The sequence below is a fragment of the Jatrophihabitans sp. genome (assembly GCF_051960575.1).
GTDB lineage: Bacteria > Actinomycetota > Actinomycetes > Mycobacteriales > Jatrophihabitantaceae > JBQCEE01.
In genome coordinates this window covers 1-13,869 of the sequence record NZ_JBQCEE010000246.1, presented here as the reverse complement: position 1 = coordinate 13,869, position 13,869 = coordinate 1, and the positions used below count along the sequence as shown (strand labels likewise).

Sequence of the window (13,869 nt, the reverse complement as noted above, 5' to 3'; positions counted from 1 at the left end):
TGGCCCTGCGACACTGATTCGCTCGCAAGCTCGCTCATCGCACTCCGATCCTGATGCCGTCGAGGGCCCGGTGCAGTTCGGGCAGGCGTTCGTGCACGTGCCGCTGCGACCCGAGCACGACGTAGAGGCAGAACGCGCGGTCGTGCTCGGTGAAGAACCGCTGGACGCCGGCCTGGCCCGGCAGGATGCGCTGCAGCTGGTTCGGCCCGAAGTCGCGCGCCCGCGGCCGGGGCAGCCCGCGGTCGGCGAACAGCGGCCGCCCGGCCTCGGCGCGGTCGTACTCGAACAGCGAGACGAACACGTGCGGCACGCCCATGCGCTCGACCGCACCGGTGCCGAAGTCGCCGCGCCCCGGCGGCAGCGCGAAATTGGCCAGGTGCAGTACCGGGTTGGGCACGTCGCCGTGCCAGCCGACGGCGGCCGGGTGGGCGGCGGTGCGCGCGGTGCCGTGCGCCGCCGCCGCGCGGGCGTCGGCGGCCGTCGCCGTCGGCGTCTGCCGCAGGTACAACCGGGCCTCCCACCGCGCGGGCAGGTCGGCACGCAGGCCGTGCGCCTCGATGCGGCTCAACGCTCGTCGCCCGGCAGCTCGTAGAGCCGCGGGTCGCCGGGCAGGATGCCGGCCATCAGCAGCTGCCGGTCGGCGTCGGCCTCGCGCTCGGCGTCCGACCGCGGCTTCGCGGGCGACGGGCCGCCGGTGAGATAGGCGGCGTCGCCGGACGCCTGCGCGAGCAGTTCGGCGATCTGCCGCCACGACTGGCCGGTGCCCTCGCCGCGCACCCGCCCGGTGCGTCCGGCGGCCAGCACGACGTAGGGCGAGCCCGGCACCTCGTAGTCGCGCCACGCGGCGCTGCTCATGATCACGTCGAGTCCCGGCGGCGCGAGCTCGGCCAGCGCGCTGCGGCTGTCGGCGTCGGCGTCCTGGGTGACGATGAGCAGCCGGGTGGCGGCGGGCAGCCGCAGGTTCTCGGGCCGCGCCAGTTCGTCCCAGAAGACCGCGCAGGACGAGCAGCCGGACGAGAGGAACAACAGCACCGTGTCGTGCTCGACACCGCCGACGCGCGACGTGACGACCTCGCCGGTGAGGGTCTCGCCGGCGACGTCGTGGGCGGCGGTCCACTCCTCGCGTCGCTGTGGGTCGTCGAGCGGCGACGCGAGCGGCGCGGCGGCGTCGGCGTCCGGGATCGAGAACGGGGTCGGGCCGTGGGCGCCGCCGTCGAGCGCGTGCAGTCGACGCAGCACGCTGCCGTAGGCGCGCAACAGCCCGGCGACCAGGACGGTGAGGACGGCGAGCAGCACCGTCTCGAGGGCGACGAGGACGGTCACTCAGCTCTCCTTGGTCGATCCGACGAGCACGCGGCGGGCGGCCGCCAGGGCGGGCAGCGCCGTGATGCAGAGGTAGCCGAGCGCGGTGAGCACCAGCACCTGGGCCGCGGCGACGATGCCGTGGCCGGTGGGCAGGCCGGTGAGGCCGCCGAGCGCGCCGGCCGGGTGCACGGCGGTCGCGATGGCCGCAGCGAGTGCGACGAGGTCAACCCCGAGGTGGCCCCGCCCGATCGGCGCGTCGGTCGCACCGAAGCAACCGCACGACGCGCTCGAGTGCCGCAGGATGGCGAGCCCGACCACGCCGACGAACGCCGCGTAGAGCACGGCGAGCGCGACGGCGGGCGTTCGTCCGCCGAGGGTGACGACCGCGGCGGCCACGGCGACCTCGACGACACCGACGAGCCGCACCAGCGCCGGGCCGGTCGTCGGCCCGAGCACGGGACGCAGGGCCAGCACGCGCAGGCCGCGCAGCATGGTGAGCGCCGGGCGAGGCGCGGCGATCTTGGCCAGGCCGGAGGGCAGCAACAGCACCGCCGCGCTGAGCGCGACCAGGTGCACGGTGGTGATCATCAGAGGCCTCGGGCCGATCCTCACACGTCGTGTGCACCCCTGGCGAGACCGACCCGCCGCCGGCTGCCGACCCGGCGTGTGCGTGCCCGGATCGCCGGCGAGCCTGTCGGCCGGGATGGGGCGGGTGCAGAATCCCCGCCGTCGGCGCCGCCCGACGCCGGCTCCGTCCGGATGGAGGTGGTCACGCATGACCGCGCAGAGCAGCAACATCGAGCGCGACGGCGAGCACCGGGACTTCGCAGGACACGGCCACGCGGACCTTGCGTCGGCCGGCGGGTTGACGCTGCTGCGCGGCGTCTTCGAGCCGGGATGGCGGTGGACGCAGGACGTCGCCCCACTCGCCGGCACGGACAGCTGCCAGGTACGGCACCTCGGCTACCTGGTCTCCGGCACCATGCAGATCCGCGAGGACGAGGGCGCCGAGCGGACGTTGACGGCCGGCGACCTGTTCGACCTCGCTCCCGGGCACGACGCCTGGGTCGTCGGCGACCAGCCGTGCATCATGCTGGACTACGCCACCGAGGCGACCGCCTACGCACGCCCGGCGACCGCGACCGCACCGGCGGTGGACGAGAACATCGCACTTGTGCGGCGCGGGTACGCGGCGTTCAACGCCGGCGACGTCGCTACGCTGCGTGAGGTGATCGCCTACGACGCGGTGCAGCACGTGCCCGGCGGGAGCATGATCGCCGGCGCCTACAAGGGCGTCGACGCCATCCTGGGCCTGTACGCCCGCCTCGCGGAGCTCACCGGCGGCACCTTCCGCGCCTCGCTCATCGACGTGCACAGCGACGGCGGTGCGCACGCAGTGGCCGTGCACCAGACCAGCGCGACCCGCAATGGGCAGACCCGCGTCGCCCGGGGATCGATCCTGTTCACCATCATGGGCGGCAAGGCCACCGACCTGATGGAGCTCAGGGCCGACCTCGCGGGCGATGACGCGTTCTTCTCCTGAGCGACCGTGCCGGCCGGCGGGTCCGCGCGATCGACCCGCCGGCGAGGTCACCGCGATCGTGTCGCGGCGACGAATTCGGCGGGTCGAGGGTGTGAACGGACGCGGCCCGATCAGGCGCGGGTGGCGGCCTTCGCCCGCGCACGCGTCGGGGTCGCCGACTGCCGCGGGGCGACGGCCTTCCTGGCCGAGCCCTTCGTCCCCGACTTCGGCGCCGCCGGCGCGGGCCGCAGCAGCGGGGCCAGGAAGCGGCCGGTGTGGGACCCGGACACCTCGACGATGTCCTCCGGCGTGCCCTGGGCGACGACCGTGCCGCCGCCGGAACCGCCCTCGGGGCCCATGTCGATGATCCAGTCCGCCGTCTTGATCACGTCGAGGTTGTGCTCGATGGTGATCACCGTGTTGCCCTTGTCGACGAGCGAGTGCAGCACCGACAGCAGCTTCGACACGTCCTCGAAGTGCAGGCCGGTCGTCGGCTCGTCCAGCACGTAGATCGTGCGTCCGGTCGAGCGCTTCTGCAGTTCCGAGGCCAGCTTCACCCGCTGCGCCTCGCCGCCGGAGAGCGTCGGGGCCGGCTGGCCGAGGCGCACGTAGCCGAGGCCGACGTCGACGAGCGTCTCGAGGTGCCGGGCGATGCGCGAGATCGGCTTGAAGAACTCCGCAGCCTCCTCGATCGGCATCTCGAGCACCTCGGAGATGTTCTTGCCCTTGTAGTGCACCTCGAGCGTCTCGCGGTTGTAGCGCGCGCCCTTGCAGACCTCGCACGGCACGTAGACGTCCGGCAGGAAGTTCATCTCGATCTTGATCGTGCCGTCGCCCTGGCAGTTCTCGCAGCGGCCGCCCTTGACGTTGAACGAGAACCGGCCCTGCTGGTAGCCGCGGATCTTCGCCTCGGTCGTCTCGCTGAACAGCTTGCGGATGTGGTCGAAGACGCCGGTGTACGTCGCCGGGTTCGACCGCGGGGTACGGCCGATCGGTGACTGGTCGACGCCGACGACCTTGTCGAGCAGCTCGATGCCCCTGACCCGCTTGTGCCGGCCCGGCGGCAGCTTCGCGCCGTTGATCCGGTTCGCGAGCGACGTGTAGAGGATGTCGTTGACCAGCGTCGACTTGCCGCTGCCGGACACACCGGTGACCGCGACGAAGCAGCCGAGCGGGAAGGCGACGTCGACGTCCTTGAGGTTGTGCTCGCGGGCGCCCTCGACGACCAGTTCGCGACCCTTCGTCCGCGGGCGGCGCACCATCGGCACCTCGATCGCCCGGCGGCCCGAGAGATACGCGCCGGTGATCGACTCGTCGGACTTCAGCAGCTCGTCGAGCGTGCCGCTGACCACGACCTGCCCGCCGTGCTCGCCGGCCTTCGGGCCGATGTCGACCACCCAGTCGGCGGTGCGGATGGTGTCCTCGTCGTGCTCGACGACGATGAGGGTGTTGCCGAGGTTCTTGAGCCGCACCAGCGTCTCGATGAGGCGGTGGTTGTCGCGCTGGTGCAGGCCGATCGACGGCTCGTCCAGGACGTAGAGGACGCCGACGAGCCCGGAGCCGATCTGGGTGGCCAGCCGGATGCGCTGCGCCTCGCCGCCGGCGAGCGTCGCCGCGGCCCGGTCGAGGGACAGGTAGTGCAGGCCGACGTCGACCAGGAAGCCGAGGCGGGCGTGCACCTCCTTCAGCACCCGCTCGCCGATGAACCGGTCGCGGTCGTTCAACTCGAGCGAGCGCAACCACTGCGACGCCTCGCCGATGGACAGCGACGACAGCTCGGCGATCGAGCGCCCGGCCACGGTCACCGAGAGGATCTCGGGCTTGAGCCGGGTGCCGCCGCACGACGGGCACGGCACCTCGCGCATGTAGCCCTCGTACTTCTCGCGCGAGTAGTCGCTGTCGGTCTCGGCGTAGCGCCGCTCGATCCACGGCACCACGCCCTCGTAGGCGGCGTAGTAGGAGCGGTCGCGTCCGTACCGGTTGCGGTAGCTGACGTGCACCTGCTCGGTGGTGCCGTGCAGCACCGCCTTCTGCGCGCGCGCGGGCAACTGCTCCCACGGGGTGTCGAGCGAGAAGCCGAACTGCTCGGCGACACCGCCGAGCAGCCGCAGGAAATACTCGCTGGTCTGCGCGGTGGCCCAGGGTGCGATGGCACCGTCGGCGAGCGAGACCTCGGGATCGGGGATCAGCAGCTCGGGATCGACCTCCTTGCGCGTGCCGAGGCCGGTGCACTCGGGGCAGGCGCCGAAGGGCGAGTTGAACGAGAACGACCGCGGCTCGAGCTCGTCGATGGCCAGCGGGTGGTCGTTGGGGCAGGCGAGCCGCTCGCTGTACCGGCGCTCGCGGTGCGGGTCGTCGTCGGGCAGGTCGACGAAGTCGAGGATGACGACGCCGCCCGCGAGCCCGAGCGCCGTCTCGACCGAGTCGGTGATGCGCTGCTTGCTCGACGGCTTCACCGAGAGCCGGTCGACGACCGCCTCGATGGTGTGCTTCTCCTGCTTCTTCAGCTTCGGCGGGTCGGTGAGGGTGTGCACCACGCCGTCGACCCGGACGCGGGCCAGACCCTTGGTCTGGAGGTCGGCGAACAGGTCGACGTACTCGCCCTTGCGCTCGCGGATGATCGGCGCCAGCACTTGGAACCGGGTGCCCTCGGCCATCCTCAGCACGTGGTCGACGATCTGCTGCGGCGTCTGCTTGCTGATCGGCTCGCCGCAGACCGGGCAGTGCGGCTTGCCGATGCGGGCGTAGAGCAGACGCAGGTAGTCGTAGACCTCGGTGATCGTGCCGACGGTCGAACGCGGGTTCTTGGAGGTCGACTTCTGGTCGATGCTGACCGCCGGCGACAGGCCCTCGATGAAGTCGACGTCGGGTTTGTCCATCTGCCCCAGGAACTGGCGGGCGTAGGCCGACAGCGACTCGACGTACCGCCGCTGACCCTCGGCGAAGATCGTGTCGAACGCGAGGCTCGACTTGCCCGAGCCCGACAGCCCCGTGAACACGATCATGGCGTCGCGGGGCAGGTCGAGGTTGACGTCCTTGAGGTTGTGCTCGCGGGCACCACGCACGATCAGGCGGTCGTTCACAGACTTCCTTCTGCGGCAGCCGAGATCCGGCGCGGGACGCCGGACGGGAGGGTCACGGTCGAGGGTAATGACCGGGTACGACAACGTGGGCGGGTCGCGGGAAGGATGGCCGCATGCCGCGCTCCATCGCCACCAACAGCACCGTCGACCTCAACGCCCTGCTGGACTTCGTGCGTCCACGGCACCGGATGATCCTGCTCACCACGCGGGCCGACGGCTCGCCACAGCTCTCGCCCGTCACCGGCGGCGTCGACGCCGCCGGCCGGATCGTGATCTCGACCTACCCCGAGCGGGCCAAGGTGGCGAATCTGCGCCGCATGCCGCGCGCCTCGGTCATGGTGCAGTCCGACGACTGGAACGGCCCGTGGGTGCAGGTCGACGGCGATGCCGAGGTACTCGACCTGCCCGCGGCCCTCGACCCGCTCGTCGAATACTTCCGCGTCATCAGCGGCGAGCACCCCGACTGGGACGAGTACCGCCGTGCCATGGTCGACCAGGGCAAGTGCCTCGTCCGGGTCACCCCGACGCGCTGGGGCCCGATCGCCACCGGCGGCTTCCCCGCCCGCCTCGCCGGGAGCTGAGTCAACGTTCGGCTGGGCGCTTCCACTGCTCGAGCGTGGCCGCGATGCGGTCGAGTTGCAGCTGGCCCTGCGCCACTGCGCGGACGAACACGTCACCCTCCGCCGGCGATGGTGCGCGGACGTCCTCACCATTGAAGATCACGAACAGGCGCATCGCGACCCAGGCGAGGCGCTTGTTGCCGTCGATGAGCGCGTGGTTGCGCGCGCTCGACTCGAGCAACGCGGCGGCCTTGAGCCACAGTCCGACGTAGGCGTCCTCGCCGAAGGCGCTCGCTTGCGGTCGCGCGAGCGCCGACTCCAGCAGGCCACGGTCCCGGATGAGCACGGGCGCCGGTGCGAGGGCCGCATCCGCGGCTGCAAGCAGGTCTTCGATCGTCAGGTAGTCGGTCACTGCGCGAGCAGGTCGAGCAATTCACTGTCCTCGGCGACGATGCGAGCGAGCGCCTGCTCGCGACGGGAGCGTCGCTCGGCGATGTAGTCGCGGATCGCCTCGCGGGCGACCTCCTGCATCGATCGTCCATTGGCTTCGGCGTACTCACGCAGAGCCTGAGCCTCTTCGTCGGTCAGTCGCAGTGTCATCGCCATGTTCCGATGATACCGCGGTGATACCACCGCACTCGTCAGTCGAGCGACCAGTCGACCGGCTGCCCGCCCTGCTCGACGAGCAGCGCGTTCGCCCGCGAGAACGGCCGCGAGCCGAAGAAGCCGCCCGAGGCCGAGAGCGGGGACGGGTGGGCCGACTCGATCCGCGGCACGCCCCCCAGCATCGGGGCGAGGTCGCGGGCGTCGCGTCCCCAGAGGATGGCCACGAGCGGTCCGCCCCGGGCGACGAGGGCGCGGATGGCCTGCTCGGTCACCCGCTCCCACCCCTTCCCCCGGTGCGACGCGGACGCGCCCGGCCGCACCGTGAGCGCCCGGTTGAGCAGCAGCACGCCGTGCCGTGTCCAGGCGGTGAGGTCGCCGTGCTCGGGCGGCTCGATGCCGAGGTCCGAGCGCAGCTCCTTGTAGATGTTCTGCAGCGACTTCGGGATCGGCCGCACGTCGCGGTCGACGGCGAAGCTCAGCCCGATCGGGTGGCCCGGCGTCGGGTACGGGTCCTGCCCGACGATGAGCACCCGCACCTCGGCGAACGGCTGGGTGAAGGCGCGCAGGATGAGCGGACCCGCCGGCAGGTAGGTGCGCCCGGCCGCGACCTCGGCGCGCAGGAACTCCCCCATCCGCGCGATGTCGTCCTCGACCGGCGCGAGCGCCTCCGCCCACCCCGGGTCGAGCAGTTCGGTCAGCGCGGGCACGTCAGAGCGCGCGGCCGACCTCGGCCAGCACGGCCGAGGCGATCTCGCCGACGGGCACCTCGCGGCGGTCGCCCGACTTCCGGTCGCGCAGCTCGATCACGCCGTCGGCGAGTCCCTTGCCGACGATCACGATCGTCGGCACACCCACCAGCTCGGCGTCCTTGAACTTCACGCCCGGCGACACCCCGCGACGGTCGTCGTACAGCACCCGGACGCCCGCACCCTCGAGCTCGTCGGCCAGCGACGCCGCGGCCTCGAAGACGGCGTCGTCCTTGCCCGTCGCGACGAGGTGCACGTCGGCCGGCGCGATGGCCCGCGGCCAGCACAGCCCCTGCTCGTCGTGCGTCTGCTCGGCGACCGCCGCCACGCCGCGCGTGATGCCGATGCCGTACGAGCCCATCGTCACGCCGACCGGCTTGCCGTCCTGGCCGAGCGCGGTGAGGCCGAAGGTGCGGGCGTACTTCTCGCCGAGCTGGAAGACGTGCCCCATCTCGATGCCGCGCGCGATCTCGAGCGGCGAGCCGCAGCGGGCGCACCGGTCGCCGTCGCGGATCTCGACGGCGCCGATCTCGCCGTCCGGGTCGAAGTCGCGGCCGCGCACGACGTGGGCCGCGTGCTTGCCCGCCTCGTTCGCGCCGGTCACCCACTGCGAGCCCGGCACGACGAGCGGGTCGACGAGATAGCGCACCTTGAGCTCGCGCAGCACCTGCGGGCCGATGTAGCCCTTGACCAGCCCCGGCTGCTTCGCGAGGTCGTCCGGCCCGGCCTGCTCGACGAGTGTCGGCTCGAGCTGTCCGGCGAGCCGCTTGAGGTCGACCTCGCGGTCGCCGGGCACGCCGACGACCAGCAGCTCCCACTCCGACGCGCCAGGGGTCAGCGTCTTGAGCACGACGTTCTTGAGCGTGTCCGCCGCCGTCGCGTCGGCATGGCCGAGCTCGCGCAGCCGCGCGACGAGCGTGTCGATGGTCGGCGTGTCCGGGGTGTCGAGCACCTCGGCGGCCGGGTGCCCTGACGGGTCCTCCGGCTCGGGCGCCGCGATCACCACGGCCTCGGTGTTGGCCGCGTAGTCGCAGTTCGTGCACTGGACGAAGGTGTCCTCGCCGGACGCGGCCGGCGCGAGGAACTCCTCCGACGCCGAGCCGCCCATCGCACCCGAGACCGCGAAGACGATCTTGTAGGTGAGCCCCATGCGGGTGAAGATCCGCTCGTAGGCGTCGCGGTGCGCCCGGTACGACGCCTCGAGCCCCTCCTGCGAGAGGTCGAAGGAGTAACTGTCCTTCATCACGAACTCGCGCCCGCGCAGCACGCCCGCACGGGGCCGCGCCTCGTCGCGGTACTTGGTCTGGATCTGGTACAGCGACAGCGGGTAGTCCTTGTACGAGTTGTACTCACCCTTCACCAGCAGGGTGAACAGCTCCTCGTGCGTCGGCGCGAGCAGGTAGTCGGCGTCCTTGCGGTCGTGCAGGCGGAACAGCGTGTCGCCGTAGTCGGTCCAGCGCCCGCTCGCCTCGAAGATCTCCTTCGGGATCAGCGCCGGGAAGTGCACCTCCTGGGCACCGATGCCGTCCATCTCCTCGCGCACGATCCGCTCGATGTTCTCGCGCACCTTCATGCCCAGCGGCAGCCACGAGTAGATGCCGGGCGCCACGCGGCGCACGTAGCCGGCGCGCACGAGCAGCTTGTGGCTCGGCACCTCGGCGTCCGCGGGGTCGTCACGGAGGGTGCGCAGGAACAGCGTCGACATGCGGAGCATGCATGCAGGTTATTCGGTTGCGCCGCAGCGAAATCCTGGACGGGCGCCAGTGGTGGCGCACGACGAGGGAAGGGAGCGCCGACATGACGACCGCCGTCCGGGTGCTGCCCGCGCCCACCCCGTCCGTCCCGCGCTGAGCGGCCTCCGACCGAGGCGCCGCGCGCCTCCACCAGGAGATCCTCCGTTGCGTCTCATCGACGATCCGTACGACGAACCGAACTACTCCACCTTGGACGTGGCCACCCACGGCCCGACCCCGCGTCCCGACTGGGTGATCACGGCCCTCGACGCCGTCGACACCGACCTCGGTGTGCTCAAGACCGGCAAGGAGGCCGACGTCCACCTCGTGCGGCGGGCCCTGCCCGACACCGAGGGGGTGCTGCTCGCGGCGAAGCGCTACCGCAGCAGCCAGCACCGCATGTTCCACCGCGACGCCGGCTACACCGAGGGCCGGCGGGTGCGGCGCAGCCGCGAGACCCGCGCCATGGCCCGCCGCACCGAGTTCGGACGCGACCTGCTGGCCGGCCAGTGGTCGGGGGCCGAGTTCGAGGCGCTCGGCCACCTCTGGCAACTGGGCGCACCGGTGCCGTACCCGGTGCAGCTGCACGGCACCGAGCTGCTGCTCGAGTTCCTCGGCGGGCCCGACGGCACGGCCGCGCCGCGGCTCGCCCAGCTGCGTCCGGCCCCCGACGAGCTGGCCGACCTGTTCGAGCCGTGCGTCGACGCGATGCACCTGCTCGCCCGGGCGGGCTTCGCCCACGGCGACCTCTCGCCCTACAACCTGCTCGTCGACGACGGGCGCGTCGTCATGATCGACCTGCCGCAGGTCGTCGACCTCGCCGCCAACCCGCAGGGCCTCGCCTTCCTCGAGCGCGACTGCACGAACATCTGCACCTGGTTCCGCCGCCGCGGCCTGCTGACCGTCGAGTTCGAGCACCTGCTCGGCGATCTCATGGCCGAGGCGGTCGCGGGCTGGTGAGCCGGTCGCGCAAGATGGGCGGGTGCCGCACCACGACCTGCTGATCCTCGGCTCCGGCTCGGCGAACTCGATCGTCGGGCCGGAGTTCGCCGACCAGTCGGTCGCTATCGTCGAGCGCGGCACCTTCGGTGGCACGTGCCTCAACGTCGGTTGCATCCCGACCAAGATGTACGTGTACCCCGCCGATCTCGCCCGCGCCGTGCAGTCCGAGGCGGCGCGGCTCGGCGTCGACGCCACGCTGGACAAGGTGCGCTGGCGCGACATCCGCGACCGTGTCTTCGGCCGCATCGACGCCATCTCGTCGGCCGGCCGGGTGTACCGAGCGGAGGGCCGGAACACCACGCTGTACGAGGCCACCGCCCGCTTCACCGGCGCGCACGAGGTCACGCTGTCGACCGGCGAGGTGCTCACGGCCGAGCGGATCGTCATCGCGACCGGCTCGCGGCCGATGGTGCCCGACGTCGTGCGCGACGCCGGCGTCCCGTTCCACACGTCCGACACCGTCATGCGCATCGACGACCTGCCCGAGCACGTGGTCATCCTCGGCGGTGGGTACATCGCCGCCGAGTTCGGCCACGTGTTCTCGTCCTTCGGCTCGCGGGTGACCGTGGTCGCCCGGTCGGCGCCCCTGCTGCGGCACCTCGACCGCGAGGTCGCCGACTCGTTCACCGCCGTCGCCCGCGAGCACTGGGACGTGCGCACCGGCCGCACCGTCACCGCGGTCGACCGGCAGGGGGACGGCGTACGCTTCGCGCTCGACGACGGCGCCGAGGTCACCGGCGACCTGCTGCTCGTCGCCACCGGGCGGGTGCCCAACACCGACGACCTCGACCCCGGCGCCGCGGGCGTCGACCTGCACCCCGACGGCCGGGTCGTGGTCGACGAGTTCCAGCGCACGTCGGTCGAGGGCATCTGGGCGCTCGGCGACGTCAGCTCCGACTTCCAGCTCAAGCACGTCGCCAACCACGAGGCCCGCATCGTGCAGCACAACCTGCTGCACCCCGACGACCTGCGGGCGAGCGACCACCGCTTCGTCCCGGCCGCCGTCTTCACCCACCCGCAGATCGCGAGCGTCGGGCTGACCGAGGAACAGGCGGCCGAGCGCGGCGACTACGTGGCGGCGTCCCTGCCCTACGGGTCGACCGCCTTCGGCTGGGCCATGGACGACCTCACCTCGTTCTGCAAGCTCGTCGCGGATCCCTCCACCGGGCGGCTGCTCGGCGCGCACCTGCTGGGCGAGCAGGCGGCGACGCTGATCCAGCCGCTCATCCAGGCGATGAGCTTCGGGCTCGGCGTCGACGACATGGCGCGGAACCAGTACTGGATCCACCCCGCCCTCACCGAAGTGGTCGAGAACGCGTTGTTGCAGCTCCGTCTGCCCTAACCTCTGCGGCGTGGGCACGTTCCGCCTGACCACCGCCGGCGCCGACACCACCGCGCTCGGGATGCCGCTCGACCGGCCGCTGGCGCAGTGGCAGGACGCGCTGATCGTGCACGTGCCGCGCGGCATCTCGCGCCACCTCGTGCGCTTCGTCGAGCTCGACAGCGTCGTCTTCGCGGTCAAGGAGGCCACCGACCGGTTCGTCGAGCGCGAGTACCACCTGCTGCAGGACCTCTCGGCCCGCTCGGTGCCGACCGTGCGCGCCTACGGCTTCGTCACCGAGCGCCGCGACGACGCCGACGAGGAACTGCCCGGCCTGCTCATCACGCGCCACCTGCCGTTCTCGCAGCCGTACCGCTCGCTGTTCACCGGCCGCTCGCTGCCCGAACTGCGCACCAGGCTCATGGACGCACTGGCCGGCCTGTTCGTCCGGCTGCACCTGGCCGGGTTCTACTGGGGCGACTGCTCGCTGTCGAACACGCTGTTCCGCCGCGACGCCGGCGCCCTGGCCGCCTACCTCGTCGACGCCGAGACCGGCGAGCTGCACGACCGCCTCACCGACGGCCAGCGCGCCCACGACATCGACATCGCGCGCGAGAACATCGCGGGCGAACTGATGGACCTCCAGTACGCCGGCGTGCTCGACGAGGACATCGACATCGTCGAGCTGGCCGACTCGGCCCGTAGCCGCTACGAGCAGCTCTGGAGCGAGGTGACCTCGGACGAGGTCGTCCCCCGCGGCGAGAACTACCGCATCAACCAGCGCATCCGCCGGCTCAACGAGCTCGGCTTCGACGTCGGCGAGTTCCGCGTCAAGAGCGAGCCGGACGGCCTGCGGGTGCACTTCGACACCCAGGTCGTCGAGGCGGGCCACCACCAGCGGCGGCTGTTCGCCCTCACCGGCCTGCGGGTGCAGGAGAACCAGGCCCGGGCGCTGCTCGGCGACCTCTACCGCTTCAAGGCCAAGTGGGAGGACGGCCTCGGGCACGCCGTCACCGACGACCAGGCCGCGCGCCGCTGGCTGGACGAGAAGTTCTACGGGACGTTGGCGCAGGTACCGGCCGACCTGCGCGGCAAGCTGCCCGACGCCGAGCTGTTCCACGAGATCAACGAGCACCGCTGGCTGCTGTCCGAGCGCCAGCAGCGCGACGTCGGGCGGGACGTCGCGGTCGCCTCGTACGTCGACACCGTGCTGCGCGACCTGCCCGACCTGGCCCTCGACCTCTCCGGCCCACCGACCGAGGAGCTCGAGCCGATCTTCGAGTAATTTCGCGACCATGACCGACACGTACACCGGTGAGGTCGCGGTCGGCGGCCCCTGGGACATCCGCCGCCTGCCCGGGCTGACCATCGCCAAGCTCGCCGTCGGCCCGATGTCGAACAACGCCTACCTGCTGCGGTGCACGCAGACCGACGAGGGTCTGCTCATCGACGCCGCCAACGAGGCCGACCGGCTGCGTGAGCTGGTCGTGCTCGACGGACCGCCGGTGTCGGCCGTCCTGACGACGCACCAGCACGCCGACCACTGGCAGGCGCTCGCCGAGACGGTCGAGTTCGCCGGCGCGGCCGTGTACGCAGGGGACGCGGACGCCGACGCGCTGCCCGTGGCCGTCGACGAACGGCTCGCGCACGGCGACGTCATCACGGTCGGCGACGTGACCCTCGAGATCATCGGCCTGCGCGGGCACACGCCCGGGTCGGTGGCGGTGCTCTACCGCGACCCCGAGGGCGTGCCGCACCTGTTCACCGGCGACTCGCTGTTCCCCGGCGGCGTCGGCCGGACGACGAACCCCGCCGACTTCACGTCCCTCATCGACGACGTCGAGCAGCGCGTCTTCGACCAGCTGCCCGACGAGACGTGGTTCTACCCCGGCCACGGCAACGACTCGACGCTCGGCGCCGAGCGTCCACACCTCGGCGGGGGGCGCGAGCGCGGCGGGGGTCCTCCCGCACGTCCCCCCCCCCACTCATTT

General features: G+C 71.9%; 14 protein-coding genes. 6 read left to right on the top strand and 8 right to left on the bottom strand.

Going from position 1 to position 13,869, the window contains the following annotated elements; translation table 11 throughout:
* Positions 1 to 34: 34 nt before the first annotated feature.
* From ACTHMS_RS13735 to ACTHMS_RS13725, 3 genes are read right to left on the bottom strand one after another with little or no spacing between them, the layout of a single operon-like run.
* Positions 35 to 568, bottom strand: coding sequence for a hypothetical protein (locus ACTHMS_RS13735; protein ID WP_440307236.1), 534 nt, complete (start codon positions 566 to 568; stop codon positions 35 to 37).
* Entirely contained in the window at positions 565 to 1,323 is a 759-nt protein-coding gene (locus ACTHMS_RS13730) for a hypothetical protein (RefSeq protein WP_440307235.1), read from the bottom strand. Before ACTHMS_RS13730 ends, ACTHMS_RS13735 begins: the two co-directional genes overlap by 4 nt.
* Positions 1,324 to 1,893 carry a MauE/DoxX family redox-associated membrane protein gene (locus ACTHMS_RS13725; protein WP_440307234.1) on the bottom strand — a complete coding sequence of 190 codons (570 nt, stop codon included), beginning with the start codon at positions 1,891 to 1,893 and terminating at the stop codon, positions 1,324 to 1,326.
* Between the two features lie 187 nt (positions 1,894 to 2,080).
* Between ACTHMS_RS13725 and ACTHMS_RS13720 the strand changes: the two genes are divergently transcribed.
* Entirely contained in the window at positions 2,081 to 2,848 is a 768-nt protein-coding gene (locus ACTHMS_RS13720; RefSeq protein ID WP_440307233.1) for a nuclear transport factor 2 family protein, read from the top strand.
* A gap of 110 nt (positions 2,849 to 2,958) precedes the next feature.
* On the opposite strand, the gene uvrA is transcribed toward ACTHMS_RS13720, so the two are convergent.
* Complete coding sequence (uvrA, locus tag ACTHMS_RS13715) at positions 2,959 to 5,910, bottom strand: excinuclease ABC subunit UvrA (protein WP_440307232.1); 2,952 nt, start codon at positions 5,908 to 5,910, stop codon at positions 2,959 to 2,961.
* Between the two features lie 113 nt (positions 5,911 to 6,023).
* Between uvrA and ACTHMS_RS13710 the strand changes: the two genes are divergently transcribed.
* The gene (locus ACTHMS_RS13710) at positions 6,024 to 6,491 is read left to right on the top strand and encodes a PPOX class F420-dependent oxidoreductase (protein ID WP_440307231.1); all 468 of its coding nucleotides are present in this window, start codon (positions 6,024 to 6,026) and stop codon (positions 6,489 to 6,491) included.
* Position 6,492: 1 nt separating this feature from the next.
* On the opposite strand, the gene ACTHMS_RS13705 is transcribed toward ACTHMS_RS13710, so the two are convergent.
* From ACTHMS_RS13705 to ACTHMS_RS13690, 4 genes are read right to left on the bottom strand one after another with little or no spacing between them, the layout of a single operon-like run.
* Positions 6,493 to 6,882: a type II toxin-antitoxin system death-on-curing family toxin gene (locus ACTHMS_RS13705; protein ID WP_440307230.1), complete on the bottom strand. Its 390-nt coding sequence runs from the start codon at positions 6,880 to 6,882 to the stop codon at positions 6,493 to 6,495.
* Positions 6,879 to 7,076, bottom strand: a complete 198-nt coding sequence (locus ACTHMS_RS13700; RefSeq protein ID WP_440307229.1) for a DUF6290 family protein — start codon at positions 7,074 to 7,076, stop codon at positions 6,879 to 6,881. Before ACTHMS_RS13700 ends, ACTHMS_RS13705 begins: the two co-directional genes overlap by 4 nt.
* 35 nt (positions 7,077 to 7,111) lie before the next feature.
* On the bottom strand, positions 7,112 to 7,783 hold the full coding sequence (locus ACTHMS_RS13695; protein WP_440307228.1) for a uracil-DNA glycosylase: 672 nt from the start codon (positions 7,781 to 7,783) through the stop codon (positions 7,112 to 7,114).
* Position 7,784: 1 nt separating this feature from the next.
* Positions 7,785 to 9,536, bottom strand: a complete 1,752-nt coding sequence (locus tag ACTHMS_RS13690) for a proline--tRNA ligase (protein ID WP_440307227.1) — start codon at positions 9,534 to 9,536, stop codon at positions 7,785 to 7,787.
* A 184-nt stretch (positions 9,537 to 9,720) separates the two neighbouring features.
* Between ACTHMS_RS13690 and ACTHMS_RS13685 the strand changes: the two genes are divergently transcribed.
* The 4 genes from ACTHMS_RS13685 to ACTHMS_RS13670 all read left to right on the top strand — a co-directional run.
* On the top strand, positions 9,721 to 10,515 hold the full coding sequence (locus ACTHMS_RS13685) for a serine protein kinase RIO (RefSeq protein ID WP_440307226.1): 795 nt from the start codon (positions 9,721 to 9,723) through the stop codon (positions 10,513 to 10,515).
* Positions 10,516 to 10,537: 22 nt separating this feature from the next.
* Positions 10,538 to 11,899, top strand: coding sequence for a mycothione reductase (locus tag ACTHMS_RS13680; protein ID WP_440307225.1), 1,362 nt, complete (start codon positions 10,538 to 10,540; stop codon positions 11,897 to 11,899).
* A gap of 10 nt (positions 11,900 to 11,909) precedes the next feature.
* Positions 11,910 to 13,163 carry a DUF4032 domain-containing protein gene (locus tag ACTHMS_RS13675; protein ID WP_440307224.1) on the top strand — a complete coding sequence of 418 codons (1,254 nt, stop codon included), beginning with the start codon at positions 11,910 to 11,912 and terminating at the stop codon, positions 13,161 to 13,163.
* 10 nt (positions 13,164 to 13,173) lie between these two features.
* Positions 13,174 to 13,869 (top strand): MBL fold metallo-hydrolase (locus ACTHMS_RS13670; protein WP_440307223.1); only part of this gene is annotated, 696 nt, incomplete at its 3' end.

Bases quoted from the DNA above. Each gene is read 5' to 3' on its own strand.
- ACTHMS_RS13725 (WP_440307234.1), bottom strand. From the start codon at position 1,893: ATGATCACCACCGTGCACCTGGTCGCGCTCAGCGCGGCGGTGCTGTTG.
- ACTHMS_RS13720 (WP_440307233.1), top strand. From the start codon at position 2,081: ATGACCGCGCAGAGCAGCAACATCGAGCGCGACGGCGAGCACCGGGAC.
- ACTHMS_RS13710 (WP_440307231.1), top strand. From the start codon at position 6,024: ATGCCGCGCTCCATCGCCACCAACAGCACCGTCGACCTCAACGCCCTG.
- ACTHMS_RS13700 (WP_440307229.1), bottom strand. From the start codon at position 7,076: ATGGCGATGACACTGCGACTGACCGACGAAGAGGCTCAGGCTCTGCGT.
- ACTHMS_RS13690 (WP_440307227.1), bottom strand. From the start codon at position 9,536: ATGCTCCGCATGTCGACGCTGTTCCTGCGCACCCTCCGTGACGACCCC.